Annotated in this window: 14 protein-coding genes; 6 read left to right on the forward strand and 8 right to left on the reverse strand. The window is 73.6% G+C overall.

The window, feature by feature from the left end; genetic code table 11:
- Positions 1 to 56: 56 nt before the first annotated feature.
- Positions 57 to 404 (reverse strand): PRC-barrel domain containing protein, encoded by a 348-nt coding sequence (locus tag EAO70_RS37115; protein ID WP_148007163.1) that lies wholly within the window; start codon positions 402 to 404, stop codon positions 57 to 59.
- 87 nt (positions 405 to 491) lie between these two features.
- The gene (locus tag EAO70_RS37120) at positions 492 to 1,634 is read right to left on the reverse strand and encodes a serine/threonine-protein kinase (RefSeq protein WP_148007164.1); all 1,143 of its coding nucleotides are present in this window, start codon (positions 1,632 to 1,634) and stop codon (positions 492 to 494) included.
- 536 nt (positions 1,635 to 2,170) lie between these two features.
- Between EAO70_RS37120 and EAO70_RS37125 the strand changes: the two genes are divergently transcribed.
- The 5 genes from EAO70_RS37125 to EAO70_RS37145 all read left to right on the forward strand — a co-directional run bounded on the left by EAO70_RS37125 (position 2,171) and on the right by EAO70_RS37145 (position 10,071).
- Complete coding sequence (locus EAO70_RS37125) at positions 2,171 to 3,007, forward strand: SDR family oxidoreductase (protein ID WP_148007165.1); 837 nt, start codon at positions 2,171 to 2,173, stop codon at positions 3,005 to 3,007.
- Positions 3,008 to 3,375: 368 nt separating this feature from the next.
- On the forward strand, positions 3,376 to 6,003 hold the full coding sequence (lanKC, locus tag EAO70_RS37130; RefSeq protein WP_148007166.1) for a class III lanthionine synthetase LanKC: 2,628 nt from the start codon (positions 3,376 to 3,378) through the stop codon (positions 6,001 to 6,003).
- Between the two features lie 44 nt (positions 6,004 to 6,047).
- A complete protein-coding gene (locus tag EAO70_RS37135; RefSeq protein WP_015037662.1) occupies positions 6,048 to 6,176 on the forward strand; it encodes a SapB/AmfS family lanthipeptide in 129 nt (42 codons plus the stop codon).
- Between the two features lie 152 nt (positions 6,177 to 6,328).
- Complete coding sequence (locus tag EAO70_RS37140) at positions 6,329 to 8,170, forward strand: ABC transporter ATP-binding protein (protein WP_148007167.1); 1,842 nt, start codon at positions 6,329 to 6,331, stop codon at positions 8,168 to 8,170.
- Positions 8,167 to 10,071 (forward strand): ATP-binding cassette domain-containing protein, encoded by a 1,905-nt coding sequence (locus tag EAO70_RS37145; protein ID WP_148007168.1) that lies wholly within the window; start codon positions 8,167 to 8,169, stop codon positions 10,069 to 10,071. The genes EAO70_RS37140 and EAO70_RS37145 overlap by 4 nt, the downstream gene beginning before the upstream one ends.
- Before the next feature lie 34 nt (positions 10,072 to 10,105).
- Here the strand turns inward: EAO70_RS37145 and EAO70_RS37150 are convergent, their stop codons facing one another.
- Positions 10,106 to 10,720 (reverse strand): response regulator transcription factor, encoded by a 615-nt coding sequence (locus EAO70_RS37150; RefSeq protein ID WP_148007169.1) that lies wholly within the window; start codon positions 10,718 to 10,720, stop codon positions 10,106 to 10,108.
- 546 nt (positions 10,721 to 11,266) lie between these two features.
- Between EAO70_RS37150 and EAO70_RS37155 the strand changes: the two genes are divergently transcribed.
- Positions 11,267 to 12,076, forward strand: a complete 810-nt coding sequence (locus EAO70_RS37155; protein WP_148007170.1) for an SGNH/GDSL hydrolase family protein — start codon at positions 11,267 to 11,269, stop codon at positions 12,074 to 12,076.
- 109 nt (positions 12,077 to 12,185) lie between these two features.
- Here the strand turns inward: EAO70_RS37155 and EAO70_RS37160 are convergent, their stop codons facing one another.
- The 5 genes from EAO70_RS37160 to EAO70_RS38415 all read right to left on the reverse strand — a co-directional run.
- Positions 12,186 to 12,926: an N-acetylmuramoyl-L-alanine amidase gene (locus EAO70_RS37160; RefSeq protein ID WP_148007171.1), complete on the reverse strand. Its 741-nt coding sequence runs from the start codon at positions 12,924 to 12,926 to the stop codon at positions 12,186 to 12,188.
- A complete protein-coding gene (locus EAO70_RS37165; RefSeq protein WP_148007172.1) occupies positions 12,926 to 13,180 on the reverse strand; it encodes a hypothetical protein in 255 nt (84 codons plus the stop codon). The genes EAO70_RS37160 and EAO70_RS37165 overlap by 1 nt, the downstream gene beginning before the upstream one ends.
- Positions 13,181 to 13,450: 270 nt before the next feature.
- A complete protein-coding gene (locus EAO70_RS37170; protein WP_148007173.1) occupies positions 13,451 to 13,960 on the reverse strand; it encodes a hypothetical protein in 510 nt (169 codons plus the stop codon).
- 195 nt (positions 13,961 to 14,155) lie between these two features.
- On the reverse strand, positions 14,156 to 15,691 hold the full coding sequence (locus tag EAO70_RS37175; protein ID WP_148007174.1) for a PucR family transcriptional regulator: 1,536 nt from the start codon (positions 15,689 to 15,691) through the stop codon (positions 14,156 to 14,158).
- Positions 15,692 to 15,847: 156 nt separating this feature from the next.
- Positions 15,848 to 16,152, reverse strand: a 305-nt coding sequence (locus EAO70_RS38415; protein WP_222723522.1) for a hypothetical protein, incomplete at its 5' end; no start/stop codon positions are given.

Genomic DNA, 16,152 nt, shown 5'->3' on the forward strand with positions numbered 1-16,152 from the left:
GCGTTACGGGCACCGCACCGCACACCGTCCTGCCGTCGACCGCCGCCACCGCGGTCCTACCGGAAGAACGCCAGGTAGTAGTCGACGAACTTCATCTTGTGTCCGGCCTCATCGTTCTGGTCGGGCACGAACTCGGGTGCGTTCTTCACCTGTTCCTTGGTGCAGCTGAGGTACACGGTCTCCGTCGCGAGGTCGACCGCGGTGACGACTCCGCCCGGGATGACGACCTGGCGGCCGATGATCCACGGGCCGGTGTCCACGACCAGGTGGCTGCTGCCGACCTCCGCCGAGTGCCTGTCCACCTTGCCGATGCCGCCGTCCGAACACTCGACCTTGAATCCCGTCACATCCACCTGTGTCGCGTGGGTCGCGGTCTCGGCGTAAGTCCAGACGTCACGAGTCATGTTCTTCCTTCCTCCCGTGCGGCCGGTGGCCGTCGTGTTCTCGTGGAGATACGTGTTCTCGAAAAGCGCCGTTTCACACGTCTCGGGTCAGTCGGCCTTCGACGGCCTCGCGCCATCGTGTATCTGGTGGGTGGTCAGGCGGCTGGTCGACGGGTGCACATCACTCCGGCTCCCGATGGGGGCGGCGCCGATGGAGCCCGTCAGGGTGACCCCGAGGGCGGCCAGGGCCGCGCTCTTGGCGAGCAGCCGCCCGGGGCGGCGGGGCGACCTGGTCTTCGTGAGGGTGGAGAGCCGGCGGCGGAGGTCGGACGAGGGCGCGGGGCCCGCCGGGGCCGTCACCGGCGGCGCGGCCTCGCGCGCGTCGGGGGTCGGCAGCGCCGCCAGCGCCTTCTGGCAGGCGCGGGCGTCGGGCCGGTCGGCGGCCTCGTGTGCCGTCATGGCCTTCAGCAGCTTGCCGAGGTCCGGGGGGAGTCCGTCGGGCAGCGTCGGCGGGCGGTGCAACCGGGCGAGGGCCGCCTCCAGGGGCTGGCCGTCGTACTCCCGTTCGCCCTTGAGGGCCTCCAGGAGCACGAGTCCGAGGCTGTAGACGTCGGCCCGCGGTCCCGTGGTCCAGCCGAGTGCCTGTTCCGGAGCCATGTAGGAGGCCGTCCCCATGAGAATGTCCTCGCCGTCGGCGGCCGGGCCGCCTTCTCCCTCGGCGGGTGCGGCCGTGGGGTCGGCGGCGGTGGTGAAGCGACGGGAGATCCCGAAGTCCGTCAGACGCGGGGTGTCGGTCCGGTCCAGGAGGATGTTCGACGGCTTGACGTCACGGTGGACTATCCCCTTGCCGTGGACGTGGGCGAGCGCGGAGGACAGCGCGACCCCCATGCGGCAGGTCTCGGTCACCGAGAGCGCGGAGCGGGCGAGGCGCCGGCGCAGGGTCGTCCCCCGGACGAGCTCCATCACCAGGAAGGGACGGCCCTCGTCGCGACCGGAGTCGAAGAGGGTCACCAGACCGGGATGCTGCAGCTGGGCCAGGAGACGTCCCTCGCCGTCGCAGTGCTCCTCCGTCCGGGTGTCGCCGCAGCGGAAGACCTTCACCGCGACGGGCCTGCGCAGCCGGAGGTCCACGGCCTCGTAGACGTCGGCCACTCCCCCTCTGCCCAGCAGGCCGTCGAGCCGGTACCGGCCGGCGACCGCGTGAGCCGTCAGCCGGGAGTCGGGTTGCACGCGCCACGGACGGACCTGCATCTCGCTGCTCCCTGTGTTCCGTTCCCGTCTTCTGCTTCTGCTTCTGCCGTCCGCCATGTCCTCGGCGAGCGGTGTCCCGCCCTTCGCTCCCCCGCCCGTGCGGGCCTTCCGGCCCGGGGCGGTGGTCGCCTCCGTTCATCGCCGCCGTTCGGCCGCCACGTGCGGAGCTTGGGATACGGGTGCCCCGGATGTTCCTGGGCATCCCTGCGACGTTCGCGCATTCGGGCGATGCGGCGGCCGGCCGCGTACGGGCGGCGGAGAACACCTTCCGGTTGATCCGGGGGACGGCGACGTGGGCTCCGCCCCGTGGCAGGGCCCCGCCGCAGGTGGTACGCGGTCTCGGAGCGGTCGGGGAGTGAGCCCCGCTGCGCCCGTCCGTGCCTCCGCGCGCCCCTGCGTGAGGGATGGCCGTGGCCGGATCTCGCCCCCACGATGAAGCGCGTCCCGCCGTCACGGCCGGGACGGTGCGCGTCCTGCGGCACGAGAGGCACGGCCGCTGGCGCGCCATCACTTCGGCGATCCGTACGGGGGGATCCATGGGCAGGCGCTGGTTGATCACGGGGTGTTCGTCGGGCCTCGGAAGGGCATTGGCCGCGGCGGCGGCGCGGGCGGGGCACGAACTCGTGGTCACCGCCCGCAAGACCGCGGACCTGGAGGACCTGGCCGCCGCCTGGCCGGGACGGATCGTCCCGGTGCCGCTGGAGCTGCGGGACGCGGCCTCCTGCGAGGAGGCCGTCCGGACGGCCGTCGACCGCCTCGGAGGCATCGACGTCCTCGTCAACAACGCCGGCGTCGGGTTGTTCGGCGCGGTCGAGGAGGTCTCCGACGCCGAACTCCGTGAGCAGTTGGAGATCCTGGTCGTCGGGCCGTGGAGGCTCGCGCGGCTCGCCCTGCCCCTGATGCGGGCCCAGGGGCACGGCCACATCCTCAACGTCTCGTCCATCGTCGGCCGGATGGCCTTCCCCGGTCTCGGCGCCTACGTGGCCGCGAAGCACGCCCTGGAGGGCATGAGCGAGGCCCTCGCGGTGGAGGCGGCCCCGCACGGCATCCGCGTCACGGTCATCGAGCCCGGCATGTTCGCCACCCGCTACGGCACCGCCATGACGGAGGCCGCCCACCGCGTCCCCGCGTACGACGTGACCAACCGCGAGATGCTCGAAGGCGCGCGGGGGCTCGCGGACAGCCCCGAGACGGGGCGTCCCGACGACTTCGCCGCACGCGTCCTGGCCATCGTCCACACCGCGGGGCCCACGCCCCTGCGCATCCCGGTCGGCGCCGACGCGTACGGCTATCTGGACGTCGCGGAGCAGGCCGCCCGCGAGGAGTACGCCGCTGCGCGGGCACTGGTCGACGGGCCGCCATCCGTGGTCTGACGGGCAGTCGTCCGCGATCTGACGGGCCCGTCCTCTGCGGTCGGACGGCAGTCGTCCGCGATCTGACGGGTCCGTCGCCCGCGGTCGGACGGCCGCCCTCCGCGGCCTGACGGGGCCCTTGTCCCTGGTCTGACGGGGGCCGCCGTCTGCGCTCTGACCAGTCATCACTCACGGTCTGACGAACCGTCGCGCCGCGCCCCGGCTGCCGCGAGGCCGGGGCGCGGCGGCGCCGGTCGTGCCGGCCGTCCGCGCCCTCGGGGCTGTTGTTACCTGTGCGTTCCGCATAGGTGGAAGGTGACAGCGGCGACTGTCGGGGTCCTCGGGAGACGTGACAGCGTCATGCCTGTCACCGACCGAGGGAGTGCGCAGTGAACAAGGGGTACGCGGTGTTCTGCGACGCCGACCGTCACTTCTACGACGCGCCGCACCGTCTGGTCTTCGCCGAGGGTGCGGGTGACTCCCTCTACCGGGCGGCCACCCTGCCCGTGCCCGAGGGCTGGACGTCCCACCGTACGGGCGACTGGCTCGCCCTGCGCCCCCTGGACCACGCGCTCCCGTCGCAGGGCTGGAAGATCCACGTCTCGGCCCGTCTCGACGACGCGGAGGAGATCCTCGACACGGTCCGCTCGTACTGTCTGGGACAGGACGTGGCCTTCAAGTTCGTCCCCAGCCGCTACCTGCTGCACCAGCGGAACGCCAAGTACGCGGACCGCTCGGCGAGCGGCAAGTTCATCACCGTGTATCCGGCCGACGACGAGCAGTGCGAGCGCGTGGCCGGCGATCTGGCGTCGCTGCTCGAGGGGCGGCCGGGGCCGTACATCCTCAGCGATCTGCGCTGGGGCGCGGGGCCCGTGCACCTGCGGTACGGCAGCTTCACCCTCCGCCACTGCTACGACGAGCACGGGGAGCTGCGGCCGGCCGTCGAGGACGGGTCAGGCACGCTCGTACCCGACCGGCGCGATCCCGTCTTCCACGTGCCCGCCTGGGTGACTCCCCCCGCCTTCCTCCGTCCGCACCTGGAGGCCAGGGCCTCGGTGACCGTCCAGGACGTGCCGTACGAGATCGAGAAGGCCCTGCACTTCTCCAACGGCGGCGGGGTGTACGAGGCCCGGGACCGGCGGACCGGGCGGCGGGTCGTCCTGAAGGAGGCCAGGCCGCACGCCGGTCTCGCCGCCGACGGCGCGGACGCCGTGACGCGGCTGCACCGCGAACGCGAGGCGCTGGAGCGGCTTTCGGGGCTGGGCTGCACGCCGGAGGTGCTCGACAGCTTCACGGTGGGCGAGCACCACTTCCTGGTCATGGAGTTCGTGGAGGGCAAGCCCCTCAACACCTTCTTCGCGCGGAGGCATCCGCTGATGGAGGCCGATCCGTCGGCGGAGCGGCTCGCCGAGTACACGGAGTGGGCGCTGCGGATCCACGGGCTCGTCGAGCGGGCCGTGGCCGCGGTGCACGCCCGCGGGATCGTCTTCAACGACCTGCACCTGTTCAACATCATGGTGTCCGAGGACGAGTCCTCGGTGACGCTGCTGGACTTCGAGGCGGCCAGACCCGCCGCGGAGGGTGGCCGGCAGACCGTCGCCAACCCGGCGTTCGTGGCGCCCGCCGACCGGCGGGGCTTCGATGTGGACCGGTACGCCCTCGCGTGCCTCCGGATCGCGCTGTTCATCCCGCTCACGAGTCTGCTCGCGGTGGACCGGGGCAAGGCGGCGCACCTGGCGGAGACCGCCGCGGCGCGGTTCCCGCTGCCCCCCGGTCTCCTGGACGAGGCGGTTCGGGAGATCACCCGCGACCCGGCCGGCGACCGGTCCGGCGGGAGCGCGCGGGCGCCCGGTCGTCCGGCGGACCGCTCCCGGTTCCTGCCGGTGGAGCCGGGCGACTGGCCGGACAGCCGTGACTCCATGGTCGCCGCGATCATGGCGTCGGCGACACCCGAGAGGGAGGACCGCTTCTTCCCCGGGGACATCGCCCAGTTCGGCACGGCCGGCGGCGGCATGAACGTCGGACACGGCACCGCCGGGGTGCTCCACGCCCTGCACGAGACGGGCGCGCCCCGATGTCCGGACGCCGAGGACAGGCTCCTGCGACACGCCAAGCAACCCGACTCCGGCACACCGCTCGGCTTCTACGACGGACTCGCCGGCGTCGCGTGGACCCTCGAACGGCTCGGCCACACGGCCGCCGCTCTCGACCTCGCCTCGCTCGTCGCCGAACAGGACCACGAGGGGCTCGCCCCCGACCTGTTCGCGGGGACGGCCGGTGTCGGCCTCGCCCTGGACGCCCTGGCCACCGCCACCGGTGAGTCCGGCCTCCACGCGGCGGCCCTCCGCTGCGCCGAACTGTCCGCCCGCCCGCTCCGGTCACCCGCCCGACCGGCGGGAATCGCGGGGAAGGCGCGTACGGGACTGCTGTACGGCTCCGCCGGACGGGCCCTGCTGTTCGTGCGGCTCTACGAGCGCACCGGTGACACCGCCCTCCTCGACCTCGCCGCCGAGGCGCTCCACGACGACCTGAGCCGCTGCGTCCGCGGTGCCTCGGGGACCCTGCAGGTCGACGAGGGCTGGCGCACGATGCCGTACCTCGGCGCCGGCAGCGTGGGCATCGGCATGGTGATCGACGACTTCCTGCTCCACCGGCGCGACGACGCCCTGGACCGGGCGCGCCGCGAGATCGTGCAGGCGGCGCAGGCCACCTTCTACGCCCAGCCCGGTCTCTTCCGCGGCGTCGCCGGCATGGTGCTCCACCTCGCCCGGACGAACGTCGGCGGACCCGGCACGACACCGGAGGACGTACGCCGCCAGGTCGGCTGTCTGAGCTGGCACGCCATGTCCTACCAGGGCCGGCTCGCCTTCCCCGGCGAGCAGATGATGCGCCTCTCCATGGACCTCTCCACCGGAACGGCGGGCGTCCTGCTCGCCCTCTCCTCGGCCCTGGGCGACCGCCCGGCCCAGCTGCCGTTCCTTCCGCCGCTTCCGCGGCCCCACGAACCGGCCCCGTAACGGGGTCGCCCTGCACCACCCGTCCCCAACGAAAGGAAAAGATCATGAACCTCTTCGACCTGCAGTCGCTGGAGACCCCCAAGGACGAGGCCATCGGCGACGTCGAGACCGGCAGCCGCGCCAGCCTCCTCCTCTGCGGTGACAGCAGCCTCAGCGTCACCACCTGTAACTGACCCGATCCGGCTTCCCGCACGGCGCCCCGCGCGCCGGTGAGGAGTCACGGGGCCCCGGGAGCACTGCTCCCGGGGCTCCGGCCGTCGGGCCCCGGACACCGGCGGCCCGGCGGGGGAACGTCGCTCCCGGAGGGGAGGAGAGAGGAGGCCGGATGGCCTCGCCGACCGGTTCCGACCGGCTGCTCCGCGGCGCCGTATGGCACACCGCGGGCATCACCGCGGCGCTGCTGCTCTGCTCGGTCGCCGGCGCGGCCTGCTCCCTCGCCGTCCCCGCGCTCGCCGGCGGGACCCTGGACCTCCTGCTCCGTGACCGGCCCGGGGCGGGCACCTGGCTGCTGTGGACCGGCGTGCTCCTCGCGGCCGAAGTGCTCCTGGAGACCGGCTCCGTCCTTCTGACGCAGCTCGCCAACGCCCGCGCCACCGCCTGGATCCGGCTGCGCGCCCTGGACGGTCTCCTCGGCACCGCGCCCCACCGGGCGGCACCCCACTCGGGCGGCGAGGTCGCCGCCCGGCTGTGCGTCAACGGCACCGACAGCGGCACCGCCCCGGCGGCCCTCGCGACCGCGGTGTCCTCCGTGCTCGTGCCCATCGGCGCACTCGTCGCCCTGGCCCTCATCCACCCCTGGACCGCCGCCGTCTTCGTGGCCGGTCTGCCCCTGCTCCTGCTGCTGCTCCGCGCGTTCGCCACCCAGTCCTCCGACTCGGTCGGCCACTACCAGCGGGCGCAGGGCGCCGTCGCCGCCCGGCTGGCCGAGGCGCTGGGCGGCGCCCGTACGATCGCCGCCGCCGACACCACACGGCAGGAGGAGGAGCGCGTCCTCACCCCGCTGGCGGAGATGACCCGGCACGGCACCCGCATGTGGCTCGTCCACGGCCGCGCCGTCGCCCGCAGCGGCGTCCTCCTGCCCCTGCTCACCACGGCCGTCGTCGCGGTCGCGGGGGTCGCGCTCGCCGCTGGCGAGGTCAGCGTGGGCGGGCTGCTCGCCGCCTCCCGGTACGCGGCGCTCGCCGCCGGGATCGGTGGCATCGCGGCGCCGCTCGGCACCCTGGTCCGCGCGCGCGGCGCGGGACGCCGCACCGCCGAACTCGCCGATCTGGCGCCGATGCCGCACGGCTCCGCGGTCCTGCCGGCCGACGCGCCCGGGGAGCTGGTCCTGAGCGGGGTGCGGGTGACCCGCGGCGGTGTCCCCCTGCTCACCGACGTGACGCTCACCATCGACGGCGGGTCGACGGTCGCCGTCGTGGGCCGCTCCGGAGCGGGCAAGTCGACCCTGGCCGCCGTCGCGGGCCGGCTGACCGACCCCGACGCCGGGAGCGTCCGTCTGGACGGAGTCGACCTCGCCGACCTGTCCCGCGCGCAGCTGCGTGGCGCGACCTCGTACGCCTTCGCGCGTCCCGTCTTCGACGGCGGGGCCACCCCCACGCTCGGCGCCGCGCTGGCCGCCGGAACCGGGCCCGCGCGGAGCCCGGCCACGCCGGCGAGCGTCCGGGAGGCCGCGGCGGCCGCCTGCGCCGACAGCTTCGTCCGCCTGCTGCCGCAGGGGTACGACACCCCGGTGGACGATGCCCCGCTCTCCGGCGGCGAGGCCCAACGCCTCGGTCTGGCACGCGCGTTCATCGGCCGGAGCCGTCTGATGATCCTCGACGACGCGACGTCGAGCCTCGACACGGCCACCGAACGCCAGGTGGAGACCGCCCTCGCCACACCGGCACGGGCGGGCACCCGGCTGATCGTGGCGCATCGGGTGTCCACGGCCGCCCGGGCGGATCTGGTCGTCTGGCTGGAGGCGGGCCGTGTGCGCAGGGCCGGACCGCACAGGCTGCTCTGGGAGGATCCGGAGTACCGCGCGGTGTTCACCGCGGAGGACCGGCCCGCGGAGGACCGGCCCGCGGACGCACCGCTCCGGGCCACCGGGCCGGAGGCTCCCCCGGAGCCCGCCGGATCCGGCGCTCTGACGTCGTCGGCCGCAGCGGGGACGGGAGCGGACGAGTGACGCCCGCGTCGAGCCCGGGGCGGGCGAAGGGACCGGCTCCGTCGCAGGCGACGGTCCGTCAAGCAGCGGATGCCGTCGCCTCCGAGGACACGGACCCGGCGCGGCGGATCACGCGTCCGGCGTCCGCGGCCGCCTCCGAGGAGACGGACTCGACCCGGCGCGTCACGGCCTCCCTCGGGTCACTCCTCGGCCGTCGCAAAGGTGTCCTGGCGAAGCTGGCGGGCTGGTCCGTCGCGGAGTCCGCGCAGACGTTCCTCGGCGGCTACTGCGTGGCCCGCTCCCTCGACGACGGTTTCCTGAGGGGCGCGCCCTCGACCGGCCTGCTCTGGCTCGCGGGGGCAGCCGTGGCCATCCTGCTCGGCGCCCCCGTCGTACGGGGCGTCTTCGCCCAGCTCCCCCACCTCACGGAGCCGCTGCGCGACGAGCTCGTCCGCGGGTCGGTGGTACGCGCCCTGCGCACCGCCACGGCCACCGGAAGGGACGGGGGCGGGGGTGTGGACTCGACCGCGGTGTCCCGGCTGACGAGTCAGACCGAGATCGCGCGGGACAGCTTCGCCGGACTGGTGCTCGCCACCCGTTCCTTCGTCTTCGTCGCCGTGGGGGCGCTCGTCGGGCTGCTGTCGCTCGCGCCGCAGTTCCTCCTCGTGGTGCTTCCGCCCCTGGTCCTGGGCCTCGGCCTGTTCACGGCCTCGCTGCGGCCCATGGCGCGGGCCCAGCACCGGTTTCTCGACGCGGACGAGGCCGTCGGCCGGCGCGCCGAGATCACCCGCACCGCTCTGCGGGACATCGTGGCCTGCGGCGCCCAGGAGGCGACCGCCGCACAGAACCGCCGTGCCGTCGAGGAGGCGGCGGCCGCCCAGCGCGCCCTGGCCCGCTGGGCGTCGGTCCGCACGTTCTCGGTGGCGACGGCCGGGCAGCTGCCGGTCCTTCTGCTGCTCGTCGCGACGCCGTGGCTGCTCCGCCAGGGCGTCACGGCCGGAGCCGTGGTGGGTGCGCTCACGTACGTCCTCCAGTCGTTGCTCCCCGCGCTGCACACCCTGATGACCGTCCTGGGCGCGGCGGGCGCGCGACTCTTCGTCGTCCTCGACCGGCTCACTCAGCCCTTGCCACCGAGCCAGGCCCCACCCTCGGCGCCGGCCGTACCCACCGCCCCGCCCGGCCCGCGCCGTACGGGCCGGGCGGTCACGGCGCTGGAACTGCACGGCGTACGCGCCGCGTACGGCCCCGGGGCGCGTCCCGTCCTCGACGCGCTGGAGCTGACCGTCAGGCAGGGGGAACACCTCGCCGTCGTCGGCCCGAGCGGCATCGGCAAGTCGACCCTGCTGCACGTGGCGGCCGGCATGCTCGCCCCCGATCGGGGCGACGTACGGATCCTCGGCCGCGCGGTGTCGACGTGCCCGCCCGCGGAGCTCACCTCCCTGCGCGCGTTGATCCCCCAGGAGGCGTACGTCTTCACGGGCACCCTGCGGGACAACCTGCGGTACCTGCGGCCCGACGCCGACCGGACCGCCGTCGACCGGACCGTGGACGCGCTCGCCCTGGCACCGCTCGTCGACCGGGTGGGCGGCCTCGACCGCACGCTGGAGCCCGACGCCCTGTCCCTCGGCGAACGGCAGCTGATCGCGCTGGGGCGCGCCCATCTGGCTCCCGCCCCGCTGCTGTTGCTCGACGAGGCGACCTGCCACCTGGATCCCGTCGCGGAGGCCACCGCCGAGCGGGCGCTGAGCGCGCGGCCGGGCACCCTGGTCGTGGTGGCCCACCGGTTGTCGTCCGCGCTCCGGGCCGACCGGATCCTCGTCCTGGACGGCACCCGGGCCCAGTACGGAACGCACGACGAGCTGCTCGCGCGGTCCGCTCTCTACCGCGATCTGGTGGGGCACTGGAACCAGGTCCAGGAGTGAGCGGACCGCTCCGGCGAGGACGCCGGGGCCGTGCTCAGGTCCACCCGGCGCCCTGGGCGATCCGGATCGCGTCCACGCGGTTCCGTGCCCCGACCTTGCGGATGACGCTGGCCATGTAGTTGCGGACGGTGCCCTTGGTCAGGAACAGCGTCGCGGCGATCTCGGCGACCGGCGCCCCGTCCGCGGCGAGCGAGAGGACGCTCAGCTCACGCCGGGTCAGGGGCATCTCCGCCGCCTGGAGGAAGCCGAGCGCGAGCGTGTCGTCGATGTAGCGTTCCCCCTTGGACAGACGGTGCACTGCCTCCAGTAATCGGTACTTCGGGGCGTTCTGGTCGACGAAGCCGCTCGCCCCCGCGGCATGGGCCCGCCGCAGCACCCCCGGCCGCTCCCCGGCGACGAGGGCCAGGAGGGCCGGACGGACACCCGAGGCCTCCCCCGAGCACCGTGCGACGGTGGCCACGGGCCGCGTCTCCGAGGAGGGCAGACACTCGGCGTCCGCCACGTACACGTCGGGTTCGCACATCCCCGTCGCCGGGCCGAGCGGCCATCGGGGCAGCGAGGAGATGACCGTGACCCCGCCCGATCTGAGCATCTCGACCAATGCGGTCCGCAGCAGCTGCGCCTCGTAGACCACCGTCACTCGTATCATTCCCACCCCTTCGGTTCCCCGTCGTGCCAGATGGGCACGACGCGAGCCATCACCCCCACCCCTCTGCCCTTGCGGCCGGATGCGGAACACAGCACCGGGTGCACAGGGGGCGCACTACGGAGCGCATCGGCCGGATCCGGTGCGTCGCTCCGAGGGCGCAGCAGGCCGAGGGCCTGTCCCGTCGGCTGCCTCGAACCGGGAATGTCCGGATCGCACCTGTACGGCGCGTGGGTCGGGCGCGCGCCCCCCGGAACCGAATCGTCCCCGGCGCGGCGGAGAGAGTCGTGCCGCCCGCAGGAGGGGAAGCCTGCGTATCGATTGCGTCGCTGTGCGGTCGCCCAGCTCCGACGAGCACCCCGGCAGGGCGTTCTCGCCCTCGACACGCCGCGGTTACCGGAGTCCGGCGCTGCCGGGGAGTCGGGTGAAACAACTGGGGCGCAGCTGCCGAACCGGTCTGCGGCTCAGCCGGAGGGGCGCGCAGACCGCTCCTTCTCCACCCAGAAGTCGTTCACCCACGGGACGGACGGACCGTCCCGGCCGATCACCATGCCCCGGAGGCACCGAGTGCGCAGATTCCGCAGGTTGTCCGCCTCGCTCACCATGCTCTTCACAGCCGTCGCACTCCTGCTCGGAACCGGCGCCGCGCAGGCCGCCGGGGACCGGTACGTCGCGCTGGGAGACTCGTACTCCTCCGGCGTCGGCGCGGGCTCGTACCTCTCGGACAGTGGCAACTGCAAGCGCAGCTCCCGTTCCTATCCCGCGCTGTGGAGTGCGGCGAACGCGCCGGCGTCCTTCGTCTTCGTGGCATGTTCCGGCGCCACCAGCACCACCGTGCGCAACAGTCAGCTCGGGAGCCTCACCAGCTCGACCAGCCTCGTCAGTGTCAGCGCGGGAGGCAACGACATCGGGTTCGCCGACATCATGGGCGTGTGCGTGCTGCAGTCCGACCAGGCCTGCATCGCCGCGGTGAACGAGGGCACGGCCAGGGCCCGCAACCAGCTGCCGGGCCAGCTGGACCAGCTCTACTCCGGCATCAGGTCGCGCTCCCCGCAGGCCCGGGTCATGGTGCTCGGCTATCCGCGGCTCTACAAGCTCGGCAGCTGCGTCGTCGGGATCGGCGACACCAAGCGCAAGGCGCTGGACGACGCCGCCGACACGCTCAACTCGGTGATCGGCCGGCGCGCGGCGGCCGCCGGCTTCCGCTTCATCGACGTACGCGGCACCTTCTCGGGGCACGAGATCTGCTCGGGTGACGCCTGGCTGCACAGCACGCGGCTTCCCGTCGACGAGAGCTACCACCCGAACGGCAAGGGACAGCAGTACGGGTACCTCCCCTCGTTCGACGCCGTCGCCTGATTCCTTCCCCTTCTCCGTGGCGGCCGGTACGACTCCGGCCGCCACGGAGGCCTCCTCGGAGGATGGGCCGTCCTTCGTGCTCTCCGAGGAATCGGTCGTCGGAGTACGGCTAGGCGAACGTCGCTCCCCAGGTGGCCGGGCCGACCAGGCCGTCCACGGTCAGCCCCTTGCGTGACTGGAAGCTGCGGCAGGCCGCGTCGGAGCCCGGCCCGTACTGGCCGTCCACGGTGAGGGCGAAGCCGTGCGCGTTGTTCATGCGGTACTGCCAGGTCGCCACGCTCGCGTGCACGGTGGCCGGGGACTGGCGGAAGGTGACCCCGGGGTACGGCAGGGGGCCGCCGCCGGGATTGACCTCGCCGCTGATGACCCGGGTGTACAGAGCGCCCGGGCATTCCGTCGCGTGGTGGTCCCGGTGGCCGGTGATGGCCTGGGCGGCGCCGCCGGACGACCGCAGTCGGTTGATCCCGTACCGGATGGCGTCGATGAGCTGGCTGGTGATGACGTCGTAGGTGCTGCTGGTACCGCCGGTCAGCGCACAGACCGCGTACCAGTCGTCGTTTCCCTGGGTGGTGCCCTGGGCCGCGGTGCGCACGTTCTCGCCGCGTCCCTGGAAGAGGTAGCCGTGGACGCAGGCGAGGTGGCTGTAGGCGATGTCCGCCCAGCCGTTCGAGTCCATGTGGTAGTTCTGGATGCCGCGCACCTGGGCGGCGCAGTCGGCGTGGTCGGCCTTGGCCACTCTGACGGCGTCGACGTGATGGACGACCACCCCGCCCTGCGCGGGGGTGATGCTGCCGCTGACGCCTCTGGACGCTCGGGCGCCCCACTGGGCGCGGGTCACGAAGGTGGCCATCAGCGGTGTCCTCCGCGCGCCACGGCGCAGCCGACGGCGGCGTTCAGCGGTTCGGCGTGCGCGCTGCGGGCGGCGTCGGGGCCGTAGACCGCGCCGGGGTCCCGGGGGTTGGTCACGGGGCCTTGTCCGCCGTCCTTCGGCGACGGCGGAAGGGGTGCGGTGGCCTGCGCGGTGCCCGCGTGGACGACGGGCAGGACGAGTGCGGTGCCGACTGCCGCGCGCAACGCGACGCGGCGAGAGAGGTCCTGGGTCAACTTTGCTCCAGACGAGAAGAGTTGGCGAAGCCGCTCGGATGCACGAGTGATCCGTGCCCCTTCCGTGCGGTCGGGGCTTCCAGGGTGCGCACGCCGGGCCCTCTCGGCGGTCGCGACATGCGGGCCGCGGAGAAACCCGTGGCCCGCCGACGCCTCCGGAGCCGGTGGCACGCCCTCGGCCTGGTGGTGCGTTCGGCGGAGGAAGGGCGCCACGTCGGGCTCCGGAGGCCGGTGGCCCGTCGGGGGGCCGGTGCGGGCGGGGCGAGGGGGTCAGCAGCCGCCGCAGTTGTAGAAGGTCACGTCCCAGTGGTTGCCCTCGTCGGCGTAGACGTTGCCCGCGCCGGACTTCCACTGCGGTGCGCCGTCCCCGCGTACGCCGATGTAGGTGAACGTGTTCTTCACGTAGTTGGTGACGCAGGTGGCCTTGGCGAAGTCGAGCTTGTAGCCGTTCCAGTGCGAGTAGGTGCCGCTCGCGTGGCCGGTCTCGGTGCCGCCGGTGATGTTCAGGGCGCAGCCGCTGGCGCTCTTGAGGGTCTGGGCGCCCTGGGCGGTGGCGAGGTTGAGCTGGTCGAAGGAGGTGCAGGTGGCGACGTTGCGGTTGGAGCAGCCGCCGGACGAGGACCAGGTGATCCCGGAGGACCGGAACATCGAGGTGGCGGTGGCGTGGCTGATCTTGCTGACCGCCTGGGCTTCGCCGGCGGCGGTGAGGACGCCGACGCCGGGCGCGAAGAGCGCGCCGAGGACGAGGGCCAGCGCTGTCAGGACGGACCGGATTCTCATGCTGATTCTCCTGTCTGACGGTGGGGAGACGCGGTCGTCCGGCACGGCTCAGGCGGGTGGAGGGCGGTCGGGTGGCCGCCCCGGGGGGAGCACCGTGGTCCGTGCCGGCTCGGACCGGCAGGCGTACGGTAGGAACCGGGGCGGGCGCCTGGACATGGACGGAATGTCGATCCGTCCACCGGCGGGTTCGACTGTTCAGCCCTGTTGGGGGACGGCGTTCCGGTATCTCCGCTGATGGGGTGCGGGGGTGCCGACCGCTCGCGCCGTCAGCGCCAGCCAGAGGTCGATGCGGTCCTCCGCGCGGTCCTGCCGTCTTCCCGTCAGTCTGGCCACTTTCTCGATGCGGTTCTGGACCGTGTGCCGGTGCAGGCCGAGCAGGGTGGAGGTCTCGGCCCAGGAGCCGTTCGTCTCCAGCCAGACGCGCAGCGTCTCGGTGAGTTCCCCGACGGGATCGGCGGCGTCGAGTGGGGCCAGTACGGTGTCGGCGAAGGCCGCCAGTGTCGCGGGGCTCCCCAGGCTGAGCAGGAGTCTGACCGACCCGGCCTCCGAAGCGCTGACGGGGCGGCCCAGCTCGGCGCTGGAGGAGAGCAGCCCGCTCGCCTGCCGGAGCGAGAGGGCCGCGTGCTGGGGGGCGACGGCCGGACCGATCCCCGCCGGGCGGCCCGGCGCGAACCGGCTGAGCACGGCCGAGGTGTCCACCTCCTCCGCCACGACCAGTTCGACGGTGTCGCCCGTCACGCGTGCGAGTCCACCCGGCACCGCGAGGGCGAGGTCCGCGGCGAGTTCGACCGGTTCGCCGGCAGCCCGCACCGCCACGGCCCGGACGGTCGTGGCGGGGACGTCCGCCGTGCGCAGCAGGGCCCGTGCCTGGTCCGCCGTGATGTCCGGGTGGAAGAGCCGGGCGAGCAGGGCCGCCCGGCGACGGCGCTGCGGTTCGTCGGCCAGGTGGCGTCGTTCCAGTTCGACGGAGAGCAGCGAGACGAGGACGCTGATCAGCAACCGGGCCTCCGGCGAGTCCGCGTCGAGGAGGACGAGGAAGCCGCGCAGACGGGTGGTGCCGAGCGGCTGCACCACGAGCTTTCCGCACGGCAGGTCCGCGCCGCCGCTGCCCCGGAGACCGTGCAGGGAGACGGTGTCGATCACGGGAGCGGCGTCCGTCAGCAGTTTCGGCCCGTCGGTGCCGGCGGAGCCGAGGAGCCGCCCCGAGGGGTCGCACACGGCCACGCCCGAGTTCACCGCCTGGAACCAGGACGAGAGCAGCCCCGTCAGCCCGTCGAGGGAGGCGGCAGCCGACGACAGCCGGCGTTGCGTGCGCAGGGTTCGTTCCAGGAGGCGTCGTTCCTCCGAGGCGCGCGCGCCGAACACCGCTTTGGTGATGGAGGCGAAGGAGACGCTCGCCGGTGCGGTGAGCAGCGGCATCCCGAGGTGTTCGGCGTGGTGGCTCAGGGCGTCCGGCACCGTCTGCAGGGGCAGTCCGGGACCCACGCCGACGATGAGGGCGGCGGCCTTGCCGGAGGTGAGTTCCTCGACGTACGCCGAGCAGTCGGCCTCGTCCTCCGACAGCAACAGGCCGCTGGTCATGACCACTTCGGCGCCTTCGAGCCAGGAGGCGGGCCGGGTGTTCTCGGTCGCGTGCGCAGCCTCGACCACTCTGCCGAGGCCCGTGCCGCCAGCCACCAGGCGCAGACGCAGGGAGGGAATGGCCAGCAGATCGCGAACGGTGAGAGGCATGGGACGCATGGTCCAGCAAGGGGCTTCGCCTGTCGACCGTATGTCCAGCGCCCAGCTGGTGAACGTTTCTCCGCCCGCGCCGTGGGCGCCGTGGGAGGAGCGCGCGGCTCGCCGGCCGYTCCCCGCGCGGGGAACGGCCGGCGAGAACCGGGCGTGTCAGCGGGCGGGCCGGGACAGTCGGCCCTGCCGCTGGACCCGGTCCACGGCGGACACCGCGTACCAGCAGGCCGCCGGTGCGTCGGCGTCGTGGTGGACGGCCCGCTTCCCGCCCGGTACCACGGCGATCAGGGTGCCGGTCCCGCGGTCGGGGTGGGGTCCGGGCCTGCCGGGGAAGCGGTGGACGGCGTACTGGAACGGGGTGCCGCTCCGGCCGTGTGCCCGGGCGGTGATGTGCAGGGTGGCGGCGCCGGTGCCGGCCTCCCTCCGGACCTCGACGGTGGGCCGGGGCGGCACCCCGTTCC

Origin of the sequence: Streptomyces sp. adm13(2018), from assembly GCF_008042145.1 — a bacterium.
Lineage (GTDB): Bacteria > Actinomycetota > Actinomycetes > Streptomycetales > Streptomycetaceae > Streptomyces.

Excerpts from the sequence above, each read along its gene's own strand:
- EAO70_RS37150 (WP_148007169.1), bottom strand. The coding sequence starts at position 10,720 with ATGATACGAGTGACGGTGGTCTACGAGGCGCAGCTGCTGCGGACCGCA.
- EAO70_RS37135 (WP_015037662.1), top strand. The coding sequence starts at position 6,048 with ATGAACCTCTTCGACCTGCAGTCGCTGGAGACCCCCAAGGACGAGGCC.
- EAO70_RS37125 (WP_148007165.1), top strand. The coding sequence starts at position 2,171 with ATGGGCAGGCGCTGGTTGATCACGGGGTGTTCGTCGGGCCTCGGAAGG.
- EAO70_RS37175 (WP_148007174.1), bottom strand. The coding sequence starts at position 15,691 with ATGCCTCTCACCGTTCGCGATCTGCTGGCCATTCCCTCCCTGCGTCTG.
- EAO70_RS37120 (WP_148007164.1), bottom strand. The coding sequence starts at position 1,634 with ATGCAGGTCCGTCCGTGGCGCGTGCAACCCGACTCCCGGCTGACGGCT.
- EAO70_RS37140 (WP_148007167.1), top strand. The coding sequence starts at position 6,329 with ATGGCCTCGCCGACCGGTTCCGACCGGCTGCTCCGCGGCGCCGTATGG.
- EAO70_RS37160 (WP_148007171.1), bottom strand. The coding sequence starts at position 12,926 with ATGGCCACCTTCGTGACCCGCGCCCAGTGGGGCGCCCGAGCGTCCAGA.
- EAO70_RS37115 (WP_148007163.1), bottom strand. The coding sequence starts at position 404 with ATGACTCGTGACGTCTGGACTTACGCCGAGACCGCGACCCACGCGACA.
- EAO70_RS37170 (WP_148007173.1), bottom strand. The coding sequence starts at position 13,960 with ATGAGAATCCGGTCCGTCCTGACAGCGCTGGCCCTCGTCCTCGGCGCG.
- EAO70_RS37155 (WP_148007170.1), top strand. The coding sequence starts at position 11,267 with ATGCCCCGGAGGCACCGAGTGCGCAGATTCCGCAGGTTGTCCGCCTCG.